Consider the following 16405-nt stretch of genomic DNA (forward strand, 5'->3'; position numbering starts at 1 on the left):
CGCTTCACACTTAAGGAACTCTCATGCCTATTTATCAAATCGGACCAAAGCGCTTAGTGGTAGGCGCTCATTACGGTCTCAAAGAGTGGATTATTCAGCGTATTACCGCGATTGTGATGGTGGTATTTACTGTTGTTCTTTTGGTTGACTATTGTATTACTGGTAGCGCCACCTATGAAGGTTGGTCTGGCTTGTTTAGTAACCAGTTCATGAAGCTGTTAACCCTTCTGACCTTATTTAGTTTGTTTTATCACGCCTGGATTGGTGTGCGTGACATCTGGATGGATTACATCAAGCCCGTCAGCATTCGTTTGACACTGCAGGTGTTAACAGTTCTGTATCTCGTAGCCTGTGTGGCCTATGCCGTGCAAATTTTGTGGAAAGTGTAATTCGATGACTGCAATTCAAAAATCATTGCCACGCCGCCGTTTTGATGCGGTGATTGTTGGTGCGGGTGGTTCAGGTATGTGTGCTTCATTGCAGTTGGCTGAAGCCGGCTTGAATGTTGCTGTATTAACCAAAGTATTTCCAACACGTTCACATACAGTTGCAGCGCAAGGTGGTATCGGTGCGTCACTGGGCAACATGAGTGAAGACAACTGGCACTATCATTTTTACGACACCATCAAAGGATCTGACTGGTTGGGCGACCAAGATGTGATCGAGTTTATGTGTCGTGAAGCTCCAAAAGTGGTTTATGAGTTAGAGCACTTCGGTATGCCGTTTGACCGTAACCCAGATGGCACGATTTATCAGCGCCCATTCGGTGGGCACACAGCAAACTATGGCGAGAAGCCCGTGCAACGTGCTTGTGCTGCGGCTGACCGTACCGGTCACGCAATGTTACACACCTTATACCAACGGAACGTACGCGCAAAAACCAACTTCTTTGTTGAGTGGTTGGCCTTAGATTTGATTCGTGATGATGAGGGCGATGTCGTTGGTGTAACCGCTCTTGAAATGGAGACTGGTCAGGTTTACATCTTGGAAGCCAAGATTGTGATGTTGGCTACTGGTGGTGCTGGCCGTATTTGGGATGCATCTACTAACGCGTTTATTAATACTGGTGACGGTATGGGCTTGGCTGCACGCGCGGGTATTCCTTTGGAAGATATGGAGTTCTGGCAATTCCACCCAACTGGCGTAGCTGGTGCGGGTGTATTGCTGACAGAAGGTTGCCGTGGTGAAGGCGGCATTCTCCGTAACAAAGATGGTGAGCGTTTCATGGAACGTTATGCGCCAACACTGAAAGATTTGGCTCCACGTGACTTCGTTTCACGCTCTATGGACCAAGAGATCAAAGAAGGACGTGGTTGTGGTCCTAACGGCGACTATGTGGTGCTCGATTTGACCCACATTGGCGCTGACACCATTATGAAGCGTCTGCCTTCTGTATATGAGATTGGTATCAACTTTGCTAACGTTGACGTAACTAAAGAGCCAATTCCAGTTGTGCCAACGATTCATTATCAGATGGGCGGTATTCCCACTAACATCAATGGTCAAGTAGTGGTGCCAGGTAATGGCAAGCACAATGAAGTGATCAACAGCTTATACGCAATTGGCGAGTGCTCTTGTGTGTCAGTACACGGTGCAAACCGCTTGGGTACAAACTCGTTGCTCGACCTCTTGGTGTTCGGTCGTGCTGCAGGTAACCATATCGTTGGTTTGAACCTCAAGAATCGCGAATTCAAACCATTGCCTAAGAATGCTGGTCAGCAAACTCTGGAGCGTATTGCGAAGTTGGATAACTCCACTTCAGGTGAGTACGCACAAGACGTGGCGAACGACATTCGTAAGTGCATGCAGAAATACGCTGGTGTATTCCGCAATCAAGAGTTGATGGACGAAGGCGTTCGTCAAATGGCGAAATTGACTGAGCGTGCAAAACACTTGTGGGTTAAAGATAAATCTGAAATTTTCAATACAGCACGTATTGAAGCTTTGGAAGTGGCTAACTTGGTTGAGACTGCAAATGCAACAATGACTTCTGCCGCAGCTCGTAAAGAAAGTCGCGGCGCTCACTCCCACGATGATCACCCACATCGTGACGATGACAACTGGATGAAGCATACGCTTTGGTACAGCGAAGGCAATCGTTTGGACTACAAGCCAGTCCAATTGAAGCCATTAACTGTTGATTCAGTTCCTCCTAAAGAACGTACTTTCTAAGTAAGAGAGATAGAAGATGAGTGATATCCGTATATTCGAAATTTACCGCTACGATCCAGATGTCGATGCAGCTCCACGCATGCAGCGTTATGAGTTAGAACTCACTGGCGAGCGTATGTTGTTGGACGCCTTGATTTCTTTGAAGAAACAAGACGAGAGTATTTCTTATCGTCGTTCATGCCGTGAAGGTGTGTGTGGTTCAGATGCCATGAACATCAACGGTAAAAACGGTTTGGCCTGTTTGACTAATATGTTGACTTTGCCTAAGGTCATCACCTTGCGTCCATTGCCTGGATTGCCAGTGGTGCGTGATTTAATTGTTGACATGACTTTGTTCTTTAAACAGTACCTGTCAATCAAGCCTTACTTAGTAAACGACAATCCACCTCCAGAAAAAGAGCGCTTACAGAGCCCTGAAGAGCGTGAAGAGTTGAATGGTTTGTATGAGTGCATCTTGTGTGCTTCCTGCTCAACTTCGTGCCCATCTTTCTGGTGGAATCCAGATAAGTTCGTAGGCCCTGCCGGTTTGTTGCAAGCCTATCGTTTTATTGCAGACAGCCGTGATGAAGAAACTGCTCAGCGTTTAGACAACCTAGAGGATCCATATCGCTTGTTCCGTTGCCACACCATCATGAATTGCGTGGATGTATGTCCTAAGCATCTTAATCCAACCAAGGCAATCGGCAAGATTAAGGAATTGATGGTTCGTAGGGCAGTATGACCCTCGGTAATTCAGAGTTATATCGTTTAAAAAGCGATGCCCGTAGAGGATTGCTAGAGAACGATTTAATTCTGCAACGCTTTTTTGGGCGATATGGTGCTCAACTAAGCGTAGAAGAGGGAAAAGTATTAAGTCAACTGTTAGCGCTTGATGACAATGATTTAATGGATTTGTTAATTGGGCGAAAAGAGGTGGTAGCTGGGCAAGAGAAGGAGATGCAGTCTGACTTCTTCAAAGCGGTATTACAAAAGCTGAGAGAGAAGTAAGTAGAAATTCAGCATTTTGGTGCAGTAGTTGCAACAGCGTGTGATCGAATAGTGTATTAATCATAATTTTGAATGACTAAGGATTAGAAATGATTGAATCGGACATCAAAGCAAAACTCTCGTTTTCGGATGGCACCCCAGATATTGATTTGCCAATTTACAAAGGGACAGTAGGCCCTGACGTAATCGACATTCGTAAGCTCTATGGTCAGACGGGTAAGTTCACTTACGATTCCGGCTTCCTTTCTACTGCCTCATGCAACAGCAAAATCACTTATATCGATGGCGATAAAGGTGAGTTGCTCTATCGTGGTTACCCAATCGAAGATTTGGCTGCGAACTGTGACTTCTTAGAAGTTTGCTACCTTCTCATCAATGGTGAATTGCCAAATGCAACCGAGAAAAAAGCATTTGATGAGATGGTCATGCACCACACTATGGTGCATGACCAAATGCAATTTTTCTTGCGTGGCTTCCGCCGTGATGCGCACCCAATGGCGGTGTTGACTGGTCTGGTTGGTGGTATGGCCGCTTTCTATCATGATGAGATTGATTACAGCGATCCTCGTGCGCGTGAAGTTGCGCAAATTCGCTTAATTGCAAAAATGCCTACTTTGGTAGCGATGGCTTATAAATATTCTGTAGGACAACCATTTATCTACCCAGATAACTCTTTGTCATACACCGCAAACTTTATGCGCATGATGTTTGCAACACCATGTGAAGAATACAAAGTCAATCCAGTATTGGTACGCGCTTTGGATCGCATCTTCATTTTGCATGCTGACCATGAGCAAAACGCCTCTACATCCACAGTTCGTTTGTGTGGATCTTCAGGCACAAATCCATTTGCAGCGATTTCTGCTGGTATCGCTTGCCTCTGGGGTCCGGCCCACGGTGGCGCAAACGAAGCCTGCTTGCAGATGTTGAATGAGATTCAGGCCCAGGGCGGCGTAGACAAGATTCATGAATTCATTGCCCAAGTAAAAGACAAGAACTCAAGCGTTCGCTTGATGGGCTTTGGTCACCGTGTATATAAGAACTTTGACCCACGCGCGAAATTGATGCGTGAAACTTGCTATGAAGTATTGAATGAGCTTGGCTTGCAAGATGATCCATTGTTTAAATTGGCGATGACTCTTGAGAAGATTGCTTTGGAAGACGATTACTTTGTAAGTCGTAAGCTCTATCCAAACGTTGACTTCTACTCTGGTATCGTTCAGCGCGCCCTTGGCATCCCAACAGAAATGTTCACATGTATTTTTGCCTTGGCAAGAACAGTGGGTTGGATTGCACAGTGGGAAGAAATGATTACTGATCCTGAGTACAAAATTGGACGTCCACGCCAGTTGTACGTTGGTGAAACTTCACGCAAGGTTCCTAACATCACTGTTCGTAAATAAGGTTTTAAAGGTCTCTCATGTCTCGTACGCTTTATGACAAATTGTGGGATGACCACGTTGTTTACTCAGAAGAGGATGGCACAGCCACGATCTATATTGACCGTCAGTTGCTCCATGAGGTAACCAGCCCTCAAGCATTTGAGGGTTTAAATCTGGCCGGCCGTCCCGTCTGGCGTATTTCTGCCAACTTGGCAGTGTCTGATCACAATGTGCCAACGACTGATCGCTCACATGGCATTACTGATCCGATTTCTAAGTTGCAAGTAGACACCTTGGATCAAAACTGTGATGCCTTTGGTATTACGCAATACAAAATGAACGATACCCGACAAGGGATTGTTCATGTCATTGGACCAGAGCAGGGCGCAACCTTGCCAGGGATGGCTGTCGTTTGCGGTGATTCTCATACTAGTACCCATGGCGCTTTTGGTGCTTTGGCTTTTGGAATTGGCACCTCTGAGGTTGAGCACGTTCTTGCGACCCAAACTTTGCTCATGAAAAAGAGCAAAAATATGTTGGTACGAGTCGACGGGCGTTTGCAGCCTGGAACAACTGCAAAAGATATTGTTTTAGCAGTGATCGGTAAGATTGGCACTGCTGGCGGAACAGGTTACACCATTGAGTTTGCGGGCGAAACTATGCGCAACTTGTCAATGGAAGGTCGCATGACCATTTGCAATATGGCGATTGAAGCCGGCGCTCGTTCAGGCTTGGTTGCTGTCGATGAAACCACTATTGAATACATTCAGGGTCGTCCATATGCACCTCAGGGTCCAGCACTCTTACAGGCTTTGCAATATTGGAGAACCTTGCATTCAGATCCAGATGCTAAATTTGATGCGGTTGTCGAATTACGTGCGGAAGAAATCGCACCACAAGTGACCTGGGGAACATCACCAGAAATGGTTCTCTCCATTAGTGACCGGGTTCCTGATCCTGAAAAAGAACGTGATCCAAATAAGCGCGCCGCTATGGAGCGTGCTCTAGAGTATATGAACCTGAATCCCAATACGCCACTCAGCAGTATTGCGGTGGATAAGGTATTTATTGGCTCATGCACGAACAGTCGTATAGAAGATATTCGCGCTGCCGCTAAGGTGGTTGATCGGATTGGTAAAAAAGTAGCCTCGAGTGTGAAATTGGCGATGGTAGTTCCTGGTTCTGGTTTGGTGAAAGCCCAGGCAGAGCGCGAAGGTTTAGATCGCATCTTTAAGGCTGCTGGTTTTGAATGGCGCGAACCGGGATGTTCAATGTGCTTGGCTATGAATGCTGATCGTTTAGAGCCGGGTGAGCGTTGTGCTTCTACTTCTAATCGTAATTTTGAGGGTCGTCAGGGTAATGGCGGTCGTACTCACTTGGTTAGTCCAGTGATGGCGGCTGCTGCTGCAATCGAAGGCCACTTTGTTGATGTTCGTAAGATTTCATAAGGTTAGAGCTAATGAAACTTTCTTTTGTATCTCTCATTCGTAAATTAGTGATGCTTGGTTTTGTGGGCATCCTGATTTCTGCTTGCACTAACACCATGGAAGGCATGGGCAAAGATTTGCAGACCATGGGTGGCGCAATAGGTGGATCAGGCGCAAGCACGAAACAACAAAATCAATCACAAACTCAGGGTAAGGATGTTGTGGTTACTCCGGTGAAGTAAATAACGCAGTATATTTAGAGTCAAAGTCAGAATTATGGAAAAATTTACGGTATACAAAGGTTTAGTTGCTCCGCTTAATCGCGAGAACGTAGATACCGACGCCATTATTCCGAAGCAGTTTTTAAAGTCCATTAAGAAATCCGGTTTCGGTCAGAATTTGTTTGATGAGTGGCGCTATTTGGATCATGGTGAGCCTGGACAAGACTGCAGCACTCGACCACTCAACCCTGACTTTGTATTAAATCAGCCGCGCTACCAAGGAGCAGGCATTTTGTTGGCACGCAAGAACTTTGGTTGCGGCAGCTCCCGCGAACACGCTCCATGGGCTTTGGATCAGTTTGGCTTTAGAGCTGTGATTGCCCCTAGTTTTGCTGATATCTTTTATAACAATTGCTTCAAAAATGGCGTTTTGCCAATTGTTTTGACAGAAGTTCAGGTGGATCATCTTTTTAATGAAACCAATGCGTTTAATGGCTATCAGTTAACCATTGACCTAGATGCCCAGCAAGTTATTGCCCCTGATGGGACTGCCTATAGCTTCGATGTAGCTCCTTTTAGGAAGTATTGCCTCCTCAATGGCCTAGACGATATTGGGCTAACTTTGCGTCATGCAGATAAAATTAAGGCTTATGAAGCCGAGCGCATCCTCAAAATGCCTTGGCTTGCGACACAGTTGCCGTAATTTTATTGACTTAAAGGCCTTTCATGAAAATTGCAGTTCTCCCGGGCGATGGGATCGGCCCGGAAATCGTTGCTCAAGCCGTTCGCGTACTCAATGCGCTTGGCCCTCAGTTTGATTTAGAGGAGGCACCCGTTGGCGGGGCTGCTTTTGATGTCGCGGGACATCCATTGCCGCCGGCTACATTAGAGCTTGCTAAAAATGCGGATGCCATTTTATTTGGCGCAGTAGGGGATTGGAAATACGATACGCTTGCGCGTGAGCTGCGTCCAGAACAAGCAATTTTGGGATTGCGCAAACACTTAGAGTTGTTTGCTAACTTTAGACCAGCGATTTGCTATCCAGAACTCACTGCAGCATCGAGCTTAAAGCCAGAAATTATTGGTGGCTTGGATATTCTCATTGTGCGTGAGCTCAATGGTGATATTTATTTTGGTCAACCACGTGGTATTCGAACATCTGAGTTGCTTTTATTCAAAGGTGCGCGTGAAGGCTTTGACACCATGCACTATAGCGAGCCCGAAGTAGAACGCATTGGTCGAGTGGCATTTGAGGCGGCACGCAAGCGTGGCAAGAAAGTATGCAGCGTTGATAAGGCCAATGTTCTCGAGACTTCACAGTTGTGGCGTGAAGTCATGATTCGTGTTTCTAAAGATTACCCAGATGTTGAGTTATCCCATATGTATGTCGATAATGCTGCCATGCAACTAGTCAAGGCGCCTAAGGCATTTGATGTCGTGGTAACTGGTAACTTGTTCGGCGATATTTTGTCTGATGAAGCGGCGATGCTTACGGGGTCAATCGGAATGTTGCCTTCAGCATCTTTAGATAAGAACAATAAAGGCTTGTATGAGCCAAGTCATGGTTCTGCTCCTGACATCGCTGGCCAGGGCATCGCAAATCCTTTGGCAACTATTTTATCGGCCGCAATGATGCTGCGTTATTCCTTAGGAATGCCTAATGAAGCAGATCGAATTGAGAAAGCGGTTCAAAAAGTATTGGCGCAAGGATTACGTACTGCCGATATCTACACCGAAGGCACTAAAAAAGTGTCTACAGTAGAGATGGGTGATGCGGTAGTAACGGCATTGCAATAAATAAACGAAACACAGCAAGATAGAACAAACACATTCACGAGATAGTTGATCATCATGGCAAATACAAAAACACCTTTAGTAGGTTTAGTTGGCTGGCGCGGTATGGTTGGTAGCGTTCTGATGGAACGGATGCTCGCTGAGAAAGACTTCAACCTGATCGAGCCAGTATTTTTTAGCACTAGCCAGACCGGCGGTGAGGTGCCTTTGCTTAATGGTCAAAAAGTGACTAAGAGCGAGAGCACTTTGCAAGATGCAAATGACATCAAAGCGCTGTCACGTTGCGACATTATTTTGACTTGCCAAGGCGGCGACTACACCAATGAGATTTTTCCAAAGCTGCGAGCCGCGCGATGGAATGGTCATTGGATTGATGCAGCAAGTGCCTTGCGCATGAAAGAGGATGCTGTATTGGTTCTTGACCCGGTCAACCGCTCTGTGATTGATAAAGCTTTGGCATCTGGTGGTAAAAATTGGATTGGTGCCAATTGCACTGTGAGCTTGATGATGATGGCGATGGGTGGTTTGGTGAAGGCCGATATGGTGGAGTGGATTAGTGCCATGACATACCAAGCGGCTTCTGGTGCTGGCGCACAAAATATGCGTGAGCTGCTTTTGCAGATGGGTGCATTGCGTGACAGCGTTGCTACTGAGTTGGCTGATCCATCTTCTTGGATCTTGGATATTGATCGCAAGGTCACTGAAACTTTGCGCTCAGCTGATTTCCCTAAAATCAATTTCCGTAATACCGCTTTGGTTGGTAGCCTGATTCCATGGATTGATGTTCCTGTTGAGAATGGTCAAACCAAAGAAGAGTGGAAGGGTGGCGCCGAGTTCAATAAGATTTTGGGTCGTCCTGCATTCCGCACGCCTGGCAGTATTCCAATTGATGGGTTGTGCGTGCGTGTTGGCGCCATGCGTTGCCACTCACAAGGTTTAACAGTAAAGCTAAAGAAAGACATTCCGCTTGAGGAAATCGAAACTATTTTGGCTAATGACAACCAATGGGTCAAAGTTGTACCAAATGATCGCGAAACAACTGAGCGTGATTTATCACCTGCAGCAATCAGTGGCACTTTGACGGTACCGATTGGACGTTTGCATAAATTGGCGATGGGTCCTGAGTATCTTGGTGCCTTTACTGTCGGCGATCAGTTGTTATGGGGTGCTGCAGAGCCATTGCGTCGCATGCTCCGTATCTTGCTCGAGCACTAATTCATTTCATGTTGCGATCTACCCAACTTCGCTTTTCCAAAGCGCTTTTCCTGTTTTGCTGCGGTTGGGTATGTTCTGCTTGGGCAGTTTCTTTAGGTTCTCCCCAATTACAGTCACGTCCAGGTGAGCCACTGCGGGTTGAGATTCCGATTCGGGTTGCACTAGAAGAACAAAGTGCTCTTGAGTCCTTAAAAGTCACCTTGCCTGGTAAGGGTGTCTATGAGCGTGCTGGTGCCTCACAAAAAATCATCGACCTCAATCCACAAGCGATGGTGTATCGCAATCGCCAAGAGCAATTGATGGTTTTGGTGGAGACTGTAAATTCAGTGCCAATGACAGATGATCCATTTTTGGATGTGCTGGTCAATCTCACTTGGTCAAGTGGAAGTATTACCAAAACCTTTACTTTATTAATTGGTGATGCTCAAAAAGTATTGGTTAAACCTGGTCAAACATTGTCTGAGATTGCTGCGTTGATGGCTCCGCAATTCGAGGGGGCAAGCTTAGATCAAACGATCATGGCTTTATACAAAGCCAACCCAGATGCTTTTGCTAGCGGCAGCATCAATCGTCTGGCTGCTGGTGCTGAGTTAACTAAACCTAGTCAAGCATTGTTGCGATCGATCAGTCCTGCAGAAGCCAATCAGTTTGTTGCTCAGGCAAATGAAGAGTGGCGAACAGAGCAAAACAGTAAAGATGGTGAAAGTGCTAGCAAAGCTAGTAATCCAAAGTCTGCCAAAGCCACACCTACGGATCGCTTAAAGATTGGCTCGAGCGCAGAAGGAAATGAGCAGGAGCGTCGTTACACTGAAGACTTGGTAGCGCAAGAAAAAGAGCTTGAACAAGCCAAGGCGCGAGTTGCGCAATTGGAAAAGAATATTGCCGACTTACAGCACTTGCTAGATCAATCTAAAGAGAAAAAATCGCTGGATCAAAATTTTGGATTGGGTGGATTTGGTCCAGCAGTATTGGCGATCGGTTTAATTGCACTAACAGGCCTACTTTTGTGGGGCTTAGCTCGCAATGCAAGGCGTTCTGAATTGCCAACATTCTCAAAAGAGTCTGCCGCTGTACCAAGTCACCCTCCGATAACTGCTGCATCTGGGCAGTTTGCTATGCCAGAGCGCGCCAAAGCACTCTTCGCAGGAATTGATCTCGATTTAAGTAAGCCTGCCAAGGAAGTGCCATCAAATCTTGCGCCATTGATGCCTCCCGCAAAAGTGGTGTCTGATCCTCTGGCCGATACCTTACGTGTGAAACTCAATTTAGCCCGTGCCTATATCACCATAGAAGATTTTGTAGCTGCTAAGAGATCTTTAGAAGAAGTATTGCGAGTCAGCAACACAGTGGATCCGACAATTACCATCGAAGCTCAGGGCTTGTTGTCAGAGATCTCACATCGTCAGGTTTAGGATTGCCCGATGCGTATAGCGCTCGGACTGCAATATGACGGTAGCCCATATGCCGGCTGGCAAGTCCAACATAATCAAATCACCGTTCAGGGAGAGTTGGAAAAGGCGCTTAGCTCATTTATTGGTGAAGATAATTGTAAAAATCATACAGTACAAACCATTACCGCCGGTAGAACAGACGCAGGCGTTCATGCCTTAGGACAGGTGGTGCATTTTGATACCCCGGTAGAACGTGAAGAGTTTTCATGGGTAAGGGGGGTTAATTCATTTCTACCTAAATCTATTGTGGTCAATTGGGCAAAAATAGTTCCTGAAGACTTTAGTGCTCGTTTCACTGCTTTTGAGCGCACCTATATCTACGCATTGCATGCAGGGCCCTGTCGTTCGCCCATGATGAATGCTCGCGCTGGTTACGTGGTATTACCCCCCAATACTTGGTTTGATGTGGAGGCCATGAGAGCAGCCGCGCAATACCTCATTGGCGAACACGATTTCACTTCCTTCAGATCTTCTGAGTGCCAAAGTAAAACGCCAATTAAAACGATGTATTCCATCGATATTATTTCGGATGCACCGTGGTTGTATTTTCGGATTTGCGGCAATGCATTTTTGCATCATATGGTTCGTAATTTAGTCGGCAGCTTTTTGCTGATCGGTAAAGGCAAAAGAAACCCACAATGGATAGGGGAGGTTTTGGCAGCTAAGGATCGCCACCTAGCAGCGCCGACCTTTATGCCAGATGGCCTGTATTTATCTAAAATTGCTTACCCAGGTCAATATGCGATCCCAGGGCCTTGGCTTGATAACTCCTGGCTGCCTAGAGCGTTGGTTGCCCTCTAAGGCGATATCATTCGTTTATGGGCCTACTTACCTATTCTCCGGGGCGCACCCGGGTCAAAATCTGCGGTTTAAAGACCTCTGCTGATATTGATGCAGCGGTTGCGGCCGGGGTTGATGCCGTCGGCTTTGTCTTTTATCCCCCCAGTATCAGGTCTGTGAGCCCCAATATCGCAGCTCAGCTGATTGCAAGGCTTCCAGCAGGCATAGATGCGGTTGGCTTGTTGGTAAACGCCACAGATGAGCAATTTGCTGCTATTCGGGCGGCCGCTTCCATTACTTTGTGGCAGTTTCATGGGGATGAGACTCCACAACGTTGCGCCCAATTAGCTCAAGGGGAGCCTTGGATGAAAGCTGCTCGTGTGGGTGCCCAGTTCGCCTTTGATGATTTTTCCCTACAATATAGGGACGCAAACGCCTTTTTGCTTGATGCCCTAGTTGAGGGCTATGGCGGGGGAGGCGTTCCTTTTGATTGGCAAGGAATTCCACAGACATGGGTAAGCGAAAACGCGCCTCGGGTCGTTTTGAGTGGTGGATTGAACACGCACAACGTGGGCGAGGCGATTGCTCGTCTGCACCCTTGCGCGGTTGACGTCTCTAGCGGCGTTGAAAGTAGCAGGGGCGTTAAAGATCCTGCGCTCATAGCTCAATTTGTTCAAGCGGTGCGTGCAGCCGATGCAAATGCATCATCCAATAATGTGCTGTAACTAAATCAAAAGAGGTAGCTATGTACGACAAGCCAGATGCACGAGGACACTTTGGTCCATACGGTGGTGTGTTTGTTTCTGAGACATTGATGTACGCACTAGAGGAACTTAAAGAAGCCTATGCAAAATATCAACACGATCCAGAATTCATTGAAGAGTTTCATTACGAGCTCAAACACTTTGTAGGTAGACCATCTCCGGTCTATCACGCCAAGCGCTGGAGTGAGATGCTCGGTGGCGCGCAAATTTATCTCAAGCGTGAGGATCTGAATCACACTGGGGCGCACAAAATTAATAACGTCATTGGTCAAGCAATGCTTGCTAAGCGTATGGGTAAGCCTCGCATCATCGCTGAAACTGGAGCTGGACAGCATGGCGTTGCTACTGCAACCATTTGCGCCCGTTTCGGCTTGGACTGCACGGTCTATCAGGGCTCAGTTGACGTTGCTCGTCAAGCACAAAACGTATTTCGGATGAAGTTGCTGGGTGCCAAGGTAGTTCCAGTTGAATCTGGTACCAAAACACTAAAAGATGCTCTCAATGAAGCAATGCGCGATTGGGTGACCAATGTAGATAATACTTTCTACATCATTGGTACGGTTGCAGGACCACATCCTTATCCAATGATGGTACGCGATTTTCAAAGTGTGATTGGTGAAGAGTGTAAAGTGCAGATGCCAGAAATGACTGGTCGCCAACCAGACTTTGTTTTAGCTTGCGTTGGCGGCGGCTCAAATGCCATGGGCATTTTCTATCCCTATATTGATTTGCCTGTAGTGAAATTAGTCGGTGTAGAAGCAGCAGGCCACGGCTTAGGTAGTGGTTTGCATTCGGCTGCACTGTGCGTTGGTAAGCCTGGCGTATTGCATGGTAATCGCACGTACCTACTACAAGATGAGAATGGTCAGATTTCTGAAACCCATTCCGTCTCGGCTGGTATGGACTATCCAGGTGTTGGGCCTGAGCATGCTTGGTTAAAGGATTCTGGTCGCGCTGAGTATGTGGCCATTACAGACGAAGAAGCGCTGCAAGCATTCCATGATTGCTGCCGTATTGAAGGCATCATCCCCGCATTGGAGTCTTCGCACGCAATAGCTTATGCCAGCAAGCTGGCCAAGACTCTGCCTAAGGATAAGACTATCTTGGTAAGTCTTTCTGGCCGCGGCGATAAAGATATGCACACGGTTGCTCAAGCAACAGGATCCGAAGGCTAGAAGTTAGAAAAGTTTATGTCAAAAATTACCGCATTATTTCAAGAGCTCAAAGCCGCTGGCAAAAAAGGATTAATTCCTTTTATTACTGCTGGAGATCCAGATCCTCAATTGACTGTAGAGCTGATGCATGCATTAGTGCGTGGTGGTTCTAGCGTTATTGAATTAGGTGTACCGTTTTCCGATCCAATGGCTGATGGTCCAGTGATTCAACGCTCTTCTGAGCGTGCATTAAGTCAAAGCGTGACTTTGCATGCATGCTTGGAGATGGTTAAAGAGTTTCGTCAGAAGGATTCAACTACTCCAGTTGTGCTGATGGGTTATGCAAACCCTGTGGAGCAAATGGGCGCCGAACGTTTTGCAACAGAAGCTAAAGCAGCTGGTGTGGATGGTGTATTGGTAGTGGATTACCCACCAGAAGAATGTGTTGATTTTGCTGCACGGATGCGGGTTGCTGGAATTGATCCAATCTTTTTATTGGCACCGACTTCATCACATGATCGTATTAAAGAGGCCGCCAAAATAGCGTCTGGTTATATCTATTATGTGTCGATGCGCGGGGTGACTGGCGCCTCTCACCTAAATACCCAAGATGTCGCCAGCATTATTCCCAAAATTCGTGAAGAGACCGATATTCCGATCGCAGTGGGCTTTGGAATTAGCGATGCGGCCAGCGCAAAGGCGGTATCGGCTAGCGCCGACGCGGTGGTGATTGGTAGTCGCATTATTCGCCTTTTAGAGGACGCACCCCCAGGGCAGGCGGTACAATCACTAGAAACCTTCATTCGTGAGATTCGAGAAGCATTGGATAGCTAAAACTAATGAGCTGGATAGATAAATTACTCCCCCCCCAAATTCAACATACTGATCCTGCGAATCGTAAATCAGTCCCTGAGGGATTGTGGGTAAAGTGCCCCAGTTGCGAGACAGTACTCTACAGCACCGACATTGAAGCAAACCTTTCTGTTTGTCCAAAATGTAGTCACCATATGTGTATTGGAGCGCGCCAGCGTTTAGACAATTTGCTCGATGCAAAAGGTCGTTATGAAATCGGTGCCGATATTTACCCAACCGATCCCTTGAAGTTCAAGGATTCAAAAAAATATCCTGATCGCATTAAAGAGGCCAACGATGCTTCTGGAGAGTCTGAAGCACTCATTGTGATGGGTGGAAAAATTGAAACCATTCTAGTAGTTGTCGCTTGTTTTGAATTTCAATACATGGGCGGCTCGATGGGTTCGGTTGTCGGTGAGCGTTTTGCTCGCGGTGTTCAAGAAGCAATTGATAAAAAATGCGCATTCATTTGCGTGACTGCTACGGGCGGTGCTCGCATGCAAGAGAGTTTGCTGTCCCTGTTCCAGATGGCCAAGACCAATTCGATGTTGACCCTCTTATCAAAAAAGGGCTTGCCTTATATCAGCGTGCTTACTGATCCAACCATGGGTGGTATTTCAGCAAGCTTTGCATTTATGGGTGATGTAGTGATGGCTGAGCCAAAAGCCTTAATTGGTTTTGCTGGTCCACGCGTGATTGAGCAAACTGTTCGTGAAAAATTGCCAGAAGGCTTTCAGCGTTCCGAGTTCCTAATGCAAAAGGGTGGTATCGACATGATCGTTGATCGTCGTCAGATGCGTGGTGAAATAGCCCGCTTACTAGCTTTGTTGCAAAAACTGCCAGAGCCTGCGATAGCGGGTAGCGCAGCCGTTTAAGCGCTTGACTACTGCACATCAAGCCCCCCATCTTATTTTCTAGCCTAGAGGCTTGGCTTAGCCACCTTGAAACTGCTCACCCTGTGGGCATTGATATGGGCTTAGAGCGTATCAATCGCGTTAAGGCTGCTTTAGACCTTCATTTTGATTGCCCGGTAATCACTGTTGCCGGCACCAATGGTAAAGGCTCTACCTGCGCTTATTTAGAGAGTATTCTGCTCGCTTCAGGCTATCGCGTTGGTTGTCATACTTCGCCACACTTATTGACATTTAATGAGCGTGCGCGCCTTAATGGTGAAGAGGTTAGAGACAATATTTTGCTAGAGCACTTTGCTGCTGTAGAAAAAACACGCGTCAGTTTGGTGGACGCTCCCACGCTCACCTATTTCGAGTTCACCACCTTAGCGATCATGCATTTATTTGTTAAAGCCAACTTAGATGCAGTGATATTAGAGGTCGGTATGGGCGGTCGTTTAGATGCTGTCAATATTATTGATGCAGATTGCGCCATCGTAACTAGTATAGATATTGATCATGCAGATTTTTTAGGCGGTACCCGTGAAGCCATTGGCCTGGAGAAAGCGGGAATCTTTCGACCCGGTCACATTGCAGTTTGTGGAGATCCAGTGCCGCCACAATCCTTAATTGATTACGCTGAAAAGCTGGGATGCGATCTTTGGTTGCAGGGTCGAGACTACAACTTTCAAGGTGATAAACAGCAGTGGGGTTGGGCTGGCCGTGGTAAACGCTTTAGTGGTCTTGGTTACCCAGCACTTCGGGGAGCCAATCAGATTCTGAATGCATCAGCAGTAATTGCTGCTCTGATGGCGCTGCATCAACGACTGCCGGTGAGTGCCCAAGACATTCGCAACGGCTTTGCGTTGGTAGAGTTACCCGGACGCTTTCAGGTGTTACCAGGACAGCCAACAATGGTGTTAGATGTAGCCCATAATCCCCATGCCGCAGCCACCTTGGCCCAAGGCTTGGACAAAATGGGCTACCACCCTTATACGTATGCGATTTTTGGGGCGATGGCTGACAAGGATATTGAGGGCGTGATTAAACCCCTCCTGAGCGTAGTTGATTTTTGGTTCTGCACTGATCTGCCGACCGCCAGGGCAGCCACCGCAAAGCTATTGGCTCAAAAGCTCGAATCTTTGGGCGTGAAGCAAAAAAATGGGGCGGATGGTGGCATTGAAATCTTCGAAAATCCTGCTGCAGCGTATCAAAAAGCGCTATCTCAGGCAGGTGAGGGTGATAGAATTGTCACCTTCGGATCCTTCTATACCGTTGCCAGCGTAATGGCTTATCGAAACAACCAGGCGCATTGA

Annotated in this window: 17 protein-coding genes; all 17 read left to right on the forward strand. The window is 46.9% G+C overall.

Annotated features, from left to right (window positions below):
• Positions 1-23 precede the first annotated feature (23 nt).
• Positions 24-389, forward strand: a complete 366-nt coding sequence (gene sdhD, locus DXE33_RS02300) for a succinate dehydrogenase, hydrophobic membrane anchor protein (protein WP_114638454.1) — start codon at positions 24-26, stop codon at positions 387-389.
• A gap of 4 nt (positions 390-393) precedes the next feature.
• Entirely contained in the window at positions 394-2172 is a 1779-nt protein-coding gene (sdhA, locus tag DXE33_RS02305) for a succinate dehydrogenase flavoprotein subunit (protein WP_114638455.1), read from the forward strand.
• A gap of 16 nt (positions 2173-2188) precedes the next feature.
• Positions 2189-2893, forward strand: a complete 705-nt coding sequence (locus DXE33_RS02310; protein ID WP_114638456.1) for a succinate dehydrogenase iron-sulfur subunit — start codon at positions 2189-2191, stop codon at positions 2891-2893.
• Positions 2890-3159, forward strand: a complete 270-nt coding sequence (locus DXE33_RS02315; protein WP_114638457.1) for a succinate dehydrogenase assembly factor 2 — start codon at positions 2890-2892, stop codon at positions 3157-3159. The genes DXE33_RS02310 and DXE33_RS02315 overlap by 4 nt, the downstream gene beginning before the upstream one ends.
• Positions 3160-3248: 89 nt before the next feature.
• Entirely contained in the window at positions 3249-4562 is a 1314-nt protein-coding gene (gene gltA / locus DXE33_RS02320; protein WP_114638458.1) for a citrate synthase, read from the forward strand.
• A 17-nt stretch (positions 4563-4579) separates the two neighbouring features.
• On the forward strand, positions 4580-5989 hold the full coding sequence (leuC, locus tag DXE33_RS02325; protein WP_114638459.1) for a 3-isopropylmalate dehydratase large subunit: 1410 nt from the start codon (positions 4580-4582) through the stop codon (positions 5987-5989).
• A gap of 11 nt (positions 5990-6000) precedes the next feature.
• A complete protein-coding gene (locus tag DXE33_RS02330) occupies positions 6001-6210 on the forward strand; it encodes a hypothetical protein (RefSeq protein ID WP_114638460.1) in 210 nt (69 codons plus the stop codon).
• Between the two features lie 34 nt (positions 6211-6244).
• Positions 6245-6892 carry a 3-isopropylmalate dehydratase small subunit gene (gene leuD, locus DXE33_RS02335; RefSeq protein WP_114638461.1) on the forward strand — a complete coding sequence of 216 codons (648 nt, stop codon included), beginning with the start codon at positions 6245-6247 and terminating at the stop codon, positions 6890-6892.
• A gap of 23 nt (positions 6893-6915) precedes the next feature.
• Positions 6916-7986, forward strand: a complete 1071-nt coding sequence (gene leuB / locus DXE33_RS02340; protein ID WP_114638462.1) for a 3-isopropylmalate dehydrogenase — start codon at positions 6916-6918, stop codon at positions 7984-7986.
• A 54-nt stretch (positions 7987-8040) separates the two neighbouring features.
• A complete protein-coding gene (asd, locus tag DXE33_RS02345) occupies positions 8041-9198 on the forward strand; it encodes an aspartate-semialdehyde dehydrogenase (RefSeq protein WP_114638463.1) in 1158 nt (385 codons plus the stop codon).
• 8 nt (positions 9199-9206) lie between these two features.
• The gene (locus DXE33_RS02350; RefSeq protein WP_114638464.1) at positions 9207-10610 is read left to right on the forward strand and encodes a FimV/HubP family polar landmark protein; all 1404 of its coding nucleotides are present in this window, start codon (positions 9207-9209) and stop codon (positions 10608-10610) included.
• 9 nt (positions 10611-10619) lie between these two features.
• A complete protein-coding gene (gene truA / locus DXE33_RS02355) occupies positions 10620-11450 on the forward strand; it encodes a tRNA pseudouridine(38-40) synthase TruA (RefSeq protein ID WP_114638465.1) in 831 nt (276 codons plus the stop codon).
• A 17-nt stretch (positions 11451-11467) separates the two neighbouring features.
• Positions 11468-12154 carry a phosphoribosylanthranilate isomerase gene (locus DXE33_RS02360; protein WP_114638466.1) on the forward strand — a complete coding sequence of 229 codons (687 nt, stop codon included), beginning with the start codon at positions 11468-11470 and terminating at the stop codon, positions 12152-12154.
• 20 nt (positions 12155-12174) lie between these two features.
• Positions 12175-13368, forward strand: coding sequence for a tryptophan synthase subunit beta (trpB, locus tag DXE33_RS02365; RefSeq protein ID WP_114638467.1), 1194 nt, complete (start codon positions 12175-12177; stop codon positions 13366-13368).
• A 15-nt stretch (positions 13369-13383) separates the two neighbouring features.
• A complete protein-coding gene (gene trpA, locus DXE33_RS02370) occupies positions 13384-14181 on the forward strand; it encodes a tryptophan synthase subunit alpha (protein WP_114638468.1) in 798 nt (265 codons plus the stop codon).
• A gap of 5 nt (positions 14182-14186) precedes the next feature.
• A complete protein-coding gene (accD, locus tag DXE33_RS02375) occupies positions 14187-15074 on the forward strand; it encodes an acetyl-CoA carboxylase, carboxyltransferase subunit beta (protein WP_114638469.1) in 888 nt (295 codons plus the stop codon).
• 29 nt (positions 15075-15103) lie between these two features.
• The gene (gene folC, locus DXE33_RS02380) at positions 15104-16405 is read left to right on the forward strand and encodes a bifunctional tetrahydrofolate synthase/dihydrofolate synthase (protein WP_114638470.1); all 1302 of its coding nucleotides are present in this window, start codon (positions 15104-15106) and stop codon (positions 16403-16405) included.

The sequence above is a fragment of the Polynucleobacter necessarius genome (assembly GCF_900096765.1).
Classification (GTDB): Bacteria; Pseudomonadota; Gammaproteobacteria; order Burkholderiales; family Burkholderiaceae; genus Polynucleobacter; species Polynucleobacter necessarius_F.

Bases quoted from the DNA above. Each gene is read 5' to 3' on its own strand.
- sdhD (WP_114638454.1), top strand. From the start codon at position 24: ATGCCTATTTATCAAATCGGACCAAAGCGCTTAGTGGTAGGCGCTCAT.
- sdhA (WP_114638455.1), top strand. From the start codon at position 394: ATGACTGCAATTCAAAAATCATTGCCACGCCGCCGTTTTGATGCGGTG.
- DXE33_RS02310 (WP_114638456.1), top strand. From the start codon at position 2,189: ATGAGTGATATCCGTATATTCGAAATTTACCGCTACGATCCAGATGTC.
- DXE33_RS02315 (WP_114638457.1), top strand. From the start codon at position 2,890: ATGACCCTCGGTAATTCAGAGTTATATCGTTTAAAAAGCGATGCCCGT.
- gltA (WP_114638458.1), top strand. From the start codon at position 3,249: ATGATTGAATCGGACATCAAAGCAAAACTCTCGTTTTCGGATGGCACC.
- leuC (WP_114638459.1), top strand. From the start codon at position 4,580: ATGTCTCGTACGCTTTATGACAAATTGTGGGATGACCACGTTGTTTAC.
- DXE33_RS02330 (WP_114638460.1), top strand. From the start codon at position 6,001: ATGAAACTTTCTTTTGTATCTCTCATTCGTAAATTAGTGATGCTTGGT.
- leuD (WP_114638461.1), top strand. From the start codon at position 6,245: ATGGAAAAATTTACGGTATACAAAGGTTTAGTTGCTCCGCTTAATCGC.
- leuB (WP_114638462.1), top strand. From the start codon at position 6,916: ATGAAAATTGCAGTTCTCCCGGGCGATGGGATCGGCCCGGAAATCGTT.
- asd (WP_114638463.1), top strand. From the start codon at position 8,041: ATGGCAAATACAAAAACACCTTTAGTAGGTTTAGTTGGCTGGCGCGGT.
- DXE33_RS02350 (WP_114638464.1), top strand. From the start codon at position 9,207: ATGTTGCGATCTACCCAACTTCGCTTTTCCAAAGCGCTTTTCCTGTTT.
- truA (WP_114638465.1), top strand. From the start codon at position 10,620: ATGCGTATAGCGCTCGGACTGCAATATGACGGTAGCCCATATGCCGGC.
- DXE33_RS02360 (WP_114638466.1), top strand. From the start codon at position 11,468: ATGGGCCTACTTACCTATTCTCCGGGGCGCACCCGGGTCAAAATCTGC.
- trpB (WP_114638467.1), top strand. From the start codon at position 12,175: ATGTACGACAAGCCAGATGCACGAGGACACTTTGGTCCATACGGTGGT.
- trpA (WP_114638468.1), top strand. From the start codon at position 13,384: ATGTCAAAAATTACCGCATTATTTCAAGAGCTCAAAGCCGCTGGCAAA.
- accD (WP_114638469.1), top strand. From the start codon at position 14,187: ATGAGCTGGATAGATAAATTACTCCCCCCCCAAATTCAACATACTGAT.